6 protein-coding genes are annotated in these 3,669 nt (G+C 27.9%); 4 read left to right on the top strand and 2 right to left on the bottom strand.

Annotation, left to right across the window (positions count from 1 at the left end; translation table 11 throughout):
* Positions 1-608: 608 nt before the first annotated feature.
* A complete protein-coding gene (locus ABWP20_RS18350; protein WP_353097819.1) occupies positions 609-854 on the bottom strand; it encodes a hypothetical protein in 246 nt (81 codons plus the stop codon).
* 353 nt (positions 855-1,207) lie between these two features.
* Between ABWP20_RS18350 and ABWP20_RS18355 the strand changes: the two genes are divergently transcribed.
* Positions 1,208-1,348, top strand: a complete 141-nt coding sequence (locus ABWP20_RS18355; protein ID WP_353097820.1) for a hypothetical protein — start codon at positions 1,208-1,210, stop codon at positions 1,346-1,348.
* Between the two features lie 239 nt (positions 1,349-1,587).
* Complete coding sequence (locus ABWP20_RS18360) at positions 1,588-1,746, top strand: hypothetical protein (RefSeq protein ID WP_353097821.1); 159 nt, start codon at positions 1,588-1,590, stop codon at positions 1,744-1,746.
* Positions 1,747-2,017: 271 nt separating this feature from the next.
* Here ABWP20_RS18360 and ABWP20_RS18365 read toward each other — a convergent pair whose 3' ends face one another.
* Positions 2,018-2,428, bottom strand: a complete 411-nt coding sequence (locus tag ABWP20_RS18365) for a rhodanese-like domain-containing protein (RefSeq protein WP_353097823.1) — start codon at positions 2,426-2,428, stop codon at positions 2,018-2,020.
* A 491-nt stretch (positions 2,429-2,919) separates the two neighbouring features.
* Here ABWP20_RS18365 and ABWP20_RS18370 point away from each other — a divergent pair, with 491 nt between their 5' ends.
* Both ABWP20_RS18370 and ABWP20_RS18375 read left to right on the top strand, forming a co-directional pair.
* Entirely contained in the window at positions 2,920-3,321 is a 402-nt protein-coding gene (locus tag ABWP20_RS18370; protein WP_353097824.1) for a hypothetical protein, read from the top strand.
* Between the two features lie 4 nt (positions 3,322-3,325).
* Positions 3,326-3,631 (top strand): hypothetical protein, encoded by a 306-nt coding sequence (locus ABWP20_RS18375; RefSeq protein WP_353097825.1) that lies wholly within the window; start codon positions 3,326-3,328, stop codon positions 3,629-3,631.
* Positions 3,632-3,669 lie beyond the last annotated feature (38 nt).

Consider the following 3,669-nt stretch of genomic DNA (forward strand, 5'->3'; position numbering starts at 1 on the left):
ATTTGTGGGTATGCCTATTTTTATTTAATAGAAAAGTAGAACTTTCCTATTAAATAAAAAAAGAATCGAGGACGAGCCTCGATTGATGTGGAAATTTAGCATTTTCCACCAAAAAAACCATCGCAGTTACAGAAAATAACTACTAAAAGTAAAAAGAAAAACAATAGGGAGTTGTTATCACAATCTTTTCTACCTAATAAATCGCCCATTCAAGATACCTCCTATCTAGTATTTGGGTTAAGTAATAACCTAGTAATAATATATGAGAAGTAGTGATAAAGTGTTAACTATTATTTTTAATAGATATACGAGAGAAAAAGTAAATAATAACACTACAAAAGAGTAGTAAAAATAATTCAATATTGAGATAAAAAAGTAAATAGATAAATGGAAGATGTATATAAATTAGAAAAAAGAATTGAAAGATAAGTTAAGAAAAGGTGATAAAATATAATCATATTTAATGTATTAAATATGATAAATTACTTAATAAGTATATAAACAGTATGTCCTATATGTATGAGAATATATGATTATAAAATTAGAATGTGGTAGATGTTGTAAGTAAATATTATATAGTTAATAAATAGATTAGTACATATTTGTATTTAACATAATTGACGTTTTAAATCTTTAAGCTGTTGTTCCATATCGGTTATTTGTTTTTTTAGTTCTTCTTTAGATTGTAAACTTTGCTCTTGTGCAGTCTTAGTGAGTAAACTAGCACCAATCTGTGTAAAAACATTTCCTAGAACATTAAGTTCATCAGTACTTAAATCTTGTGAAATTAAAATAGAAAGCAAAGAAGCTATAAGCACTAATGTATCAGGGCATATATTTGAACAATTTGACATTTATCTCACCTCATAAGTAGTATATGTACTTTTAAATGAAATGCACCCATGTAATTTATGCATAATAAAAAAAGCAATTACTGTTATAAGAGAAAGAGAGAAGAATAAGGCAATAGCTAAAAGAGATTATAGAGTAGAATTGACAAAAGAAATATTAAGATTAAGAGCAGGGGGTATGCCAGTAACAATTGTATCAGATTTATGCAGAGTAAATGAAAAGATAGCGGGGTTAAAGATGAATAGAGATATAGCTGAAACTTTATATGAATTAAATATGCAATTTATATAGTATCAAGCTTAATATAGATATAGTTATGAAACAGATTGAAGCGGAGATGAAGGGAAGTAGGAGAATGAATAAAGAACAATTTTTACAGTTGAAATATTTAAAAAGTGAAATAAAGATGTTAAAAGAACAGATAATTAACTTAGATTATACAGCAACTACTGATTTTCCTTTCTCAAATGAAAGTGAAAACTATTACTTAAGTTAAGCAAATAGAGCCTTTTATTATAGACTCTATTTTCATGAATGTTTTTAGATAGCGGTGATATAGAAAATAAAATAGAATAAAGATTTATCAGTATCTCACCTTAAAAATTAGGCGAGATTTTTTATTATGCAAAATTAGTAATCATAACAAATATACTCATAAATGATAATCTAAACTATAAAAAAGATTACAAAAAGATAGAGGCTATTATAGTAGATCTAAATGATAGCTAGGAAAAAATGTTAAATATTACATTAAATAAAATCAATGGAGATTGGGACCATGAGAAATTAAACCAGATATTCAAGGAACTTCAGAAGGATATAGATATAGAGTTGCTGGGATTTGATATAGAAGAAATAAACGATATAGTGTCAACTTTGATACTACAGAAGTAGAAGAAGATAACTTTGAGTTAGAGACAGAACTACAGAAGGAATATCACCGATTATAAAACATAAAAAAGATTATGCAAAACGTTATAGAAAAATAGATATTAAGGAAGATGTCCACCTTATAAGAGTTATTTATGAAAGTGGATTATGAGCAGTAATATTTGAGGTTGGTAAATATCCTTCACTAGGAAAATAATGGATAGTACATGGAATAACCAAAAGTTACGCGTAAGAGGAAGCTATGAAGAAAATTAGATGTATTAAATGTGGTAAGCTACTTCTTGAAGCAGAGGGTATCTGTAGCTTTTTGTGCATAGGATTTTCCTGAGTAACAAACTAATGCGTATTTGCTGTCAGAATTTCCAAGTTCATTTCCTGTTGCTTCTTGAAGAGCTACTTTTAAATTTTCTATTCCTTTAGCATCGTCTCCGCCTTTATTAGCAGCATCCACATCTCCTGAAACAGAACCTACTATATGACCTATATTAAAGTCTTCTACTTTTCTTACATCCAAAATGATGTATTCGCTAGAGTCTGATTCTATAGATGTTTTTAAATCTTCTTTTACAACATACTGCATTGGATTTGCTTCTGCATTTCCCTGCTCCGCTTTTTGTCCGCAAGCTACTAATAATAATGATAAAACTAGTAGAACTGACATTAATTTTAATGATTTGTTTTTCATAATATCTATACCTACAAAATGTTTTTTATCCATTTTACATTTTACAGTACGGCTTGTCTAAAGACAAATAGATATTATCTATAATTTTTACCATAATATTGATATTGTAAATAATATTTGCTATATTTACATTACTAATTTTCAGCCTCACTACACTGCCTCTTCATTATAATACTGAGCTTAACAGTGAGAAATTATATATCCAATATTCTAGAAAATAATCTATATTTTAAACTCTATTAATATTTCGCTAAAGACTTATGTCGGAAAATAGGGGATAATATCGGAAAAAACACATTGATATATACTTGTACATATAATACAATGTACTCAAATTAGTTTGTTATGCAGCTATCAATGTTATTGATAATAAATATTATAGTAATTAAGAAAATCATAATATCCTGTAAATCTGAAATTACTCTAATTATAAGTTTTATTCCATAACAAATTATACTAATTTAAGGGATATTAATCGGGAGGTGAATAGAGTGTCACTTAATCGAAGAAATATCATTAGATGTTTAATGGGTGCTTTATCAATTATTCTTATTTTTAGCATTACTTCTGATGCAGAATTACTTGGCCCAGGAGTTCAAAGAAATCCCTCAGTAAAATCCATGAATAATCTGTTTCAAAATCTAAAAGCAAGATTTTCTACTGGGATAATTTGTGAGCATTGTTATGATGATATTTATCAGGGTATAGAAACAATATATGGTCGAACTGATAAGTCTGGTGAAATGTGTTCCCATTGTAATATTCAAGACTTCCATTTAACTAAAGTATATGCCCGTAGAAAATCTTCAATGTGTCCTAATGGATGTACGTATAAGGATGTAGAATATTTACCAACTTTATATGAATGTATTCGTTTAAATGAAAGGGAATAGAATTATGATTACTAGTAAAAGAGGTTTAGTTAGAAGTTTTACCATGTTTACTTTATTAACAATATTAAGTTTATTTATTTTAAATACTAATTCATATGCAGAGCCAATAGATATTTCACCTAGAGCAATTGATTGTGAAATTTGTCGTCAACCTGCTCCAACGTATATAGAAAGAATACATGGTGATACTAGGAAGTCTGGACAAGATTGTAAACACTGTAATATAAACGATCATCATTATACTGATGTTTATACTCGTACAAGAGTTACAGCTTGTAGTAAGGGATGTACTTCGGTGTTTGTCAAGTAAGTTGTCGTATTTAATATAAAAATATTGTATTCCTTCGT

Origin of the sequence: Tissierella praeacuta, assembly GCF_040396155.1 — a bacterium.
Taxonomy (GTDB): Bacteria; Bacillota; Clostridia; order Tissierellales; family Tissierellaceae; genus Tissierella; species Tissierella praeacuta_A.